We start from the raw sequence: 2,602 nt of genomic DNA on the forward strand, positions 1-2,602 counted from the left end.
ACCAGCGCGGGCGGTCGGCGTCGAGTTCGGCTTCCGCCCAGTTGCGGCCGCCGTCGGTGCTGACCTCCACCCGGTCGATCGGCGCGTGCCCGGACCAGGCGCGACCGCGCAGCTCGAGCTCACCTGGGCGCACCACCCGCGCGCGGGACATGAAGTCCGGGAAGCCCGGCGGCTCGATCAGCGAGCGCGGCACCATGCGGGTCGCGGGCTCGCCGGGATCGTCCGGGGACTGCCGGTAGCGGTACGCGCGGTGCTGGAAACCGCGGAAGGGCTCCTCGACCACCGAGATCTCCTGCAACCACTTCACGTTCGTCATGCCGTACCAGCCGGGAACGACCAGGCGCACCGGATGACCGTGCTGCGGCGGCAACGGTTGCCCGTTCATCTCGTAGGCCAGCAGCACCTCTTCGCCCAGCGCCTCGTCGAGCGGCAGGCCGCGCTGGTAGTCCTGCTCCACACCGCGCTCCACGCCGTGATCGGCACCGGTGAACACGACCTCGGCCGCCGAAGGCCGCACGCCCGCGGATTCCAGCACGTCGCGCAACGGCACCCCGGTCCACTCCGCGGTGCCGACCGCCTCCACCAGCCACGGCTGGCTGATCGGGCGCGGGTGCATCCGGGCGCGGCCGTTGCCCGCGCACTCCATCGTGACCCGCACCGTGCGGGCGGGCCGCGAGCGCAGCTCGTCGAGGGTGAGCTCGAGCCTTCGGGAGACCGCCCCGGTCACCGCCAGCCGCCACGTCGCCGGGTCCAGCGCGGGCATGTCGTAGTGCGTGAGCAGGTAGTGCAGGCCGATCGGGGTGACGTCGTAGCGCAGCGCCTCGAGCATGATGCCGTGGTTGCGCGCGGCCAGCGCGAGTTCCTCCTGGCTGATGCCTTCGTCCTGATCGGCGAGCCGGGAAGGCAAGCTGACATCGGCGAGCTGTGCGTCCATGGCTACCAGGATGCGGTTCGCGCGCGCGGGTGGGAACACTCGTCCACTTGGCGGCACGCGGGTGAGGTCGCCGCGGCCGCGCCGTTCGGCCGAAGCCGCGGCGATCCGATGTGATGACGATATGTGCTGGTCAGCAGCCCACGTCCACACGCGCGGAGGCCCGTTTCGTCACCCACCCGCGGTGACTTAAAGCACAGTGCGGGCGGTGTGTAACAACGCCCGGGGGCCCGGCGATATGCATGGTGACCCCGCGGTGCTGTCGGACCCCCGACCTGGCAGCACCGCGGGGATTTCCAATTTCCGGGCCGTTCCCGCTGGTCTTGCGCAGCGGGATGATCTATCAACGACTCCTGCCCTCGAAGCGCAGAGCGGCTCGACGCTGCTCGGCGGTTTCGGGCACGAGCCGTCCAGCCACTGGCTGGAGATCGTGCCGCACCGGCGGCACCCGCCGGGCTCGACGATCACTGTCGGCGCCACCGCGGAGGCCGACCTGCCCGGCAGGCTCACCCGGATCCCGCAGGCGACCGAGACCGCGAAGTACCTCACCTCGAACTACTCCGAGTTCTCCGGTTTCCCCGCCCCGCTGACCAACGGCGGTCTGAACGAGCACGGCGTGGCCGCTCGCGACGTCTGGTCGGACTCCCGCCCGGAGCTGGTGGCGATGACCCCGCCCGGCCAGACCGGCCCGAACTACAGCGACCTGTCCCGGATCGCGATGGAGCGGGCGCACTCGGCGCGCGAAGCGGTCGACATCCTCGGGCGGTTGATCGACGAGCACGGCTACACCACCTACGGCGGCAACTCGCACCTGTTCGCCGACGCGAACGAGGGCTGGGTGTTCGTCGAGTACGCAGGCGGTCAGGGCCTGTGGGCCGCGGAACGGCTCGGGCCGGACGACGTCCGGGTGTCCTACCCGGGCTACATCGGCGATTTCCCGGCCGCACCCGGGAACCCGGACTTCCGCGGCTCGCCGAACCTGGTGGACTTCGCGGTGCGGCAGGGCTGGTGGAACCCGGCGAGCGGGAAGCCGTTCAACCTGCAAGAGGTCTACGGCACGCCGTTCCCCGGCCACCCCGGCAAGTCCGCGCCGCGCGACGAGGCGCCGTGGCGGCATCCGCCGACGCTGGAGTCCGAGCTGCGCAGGCTCGGCGACGTGTCCCTGGTGGACATGCAGCGCATGGTGCGGGATCCGCGGTGGTCCGACGACCGCTCCGGCTACGGGCAGGTGGCGCAGCTGCGCGCGGACCTGCCGAACCCGGAGCTGGCGACGCTGTGGGTGGCGAACACGGCCGCGGTGACCGCGCCGTACATCCCGTTCCACATCGGCGCGACGGCGGTGCCGCCGGAGTACGCCCAGCACCGCTACCTCACCGCTGGTGCGGCGCAGGACTACCTGAACCCGGAGTTCGCGGCGCAGGAGGCGACCCGCTCGGCGACCCACCTGTCCAAGCGCCTCATGTACTTCACCTGCGATCGGCCGGAGGTGTTCCTGGACCGGGTCACCAAGACTTACGAGGGGTTCGAGGCCGAGACGCTCCACGAGATCGGTGACGTGCAGCGGCGCGCCGCCGACGCCTACCGCGCCGGGCGCGCCGAGCAGGCTCGGGCGCTGCTGACCGGCTGGAGCGACCGCCGGGCGCTGCGGGGCGTGGATCTCACCGAGCACCT

Annotated in this window: 2 protein-coding genes; one reads left to right on the forward strand and one right to left on the reverse strand. The window is 71.7% G+C overall.

Annotated elements, in window-relative coordinates:
* A partial coding sequence (locus tag IJH84_RS25610) for a sulfite oxidase (RefSeq protein WP_295149917.1) occupies positions 1-934 on the reverse strand: 934 nt, incomplete at its 3' end.
* Positions 935-1,187: 253 nt separating this feature from the next.
* On the opposite strand from IJH84_RS25610, the gene IJH84_RS25615 reads away from it, so the two are divergent.
* Positions 1,188-2,602: C69 family dipeptidase (locus tag IJH84_RS25615; protein WP_295149919.1), on the forward strand; the 1,415-nt coding region annotated here is incomplete at its 3' end.

The organism is Saccharopolyspora sp., from assembly GCF_017434145.1.
GTDB classification, from domain to species: Bacteria; Actinomycetota; Actinomycetes; order Mycobacteriales; family Pseudonocardiaceae; genus Saccharopolyspora_C; species Saccharopolyspora_C galaxeae.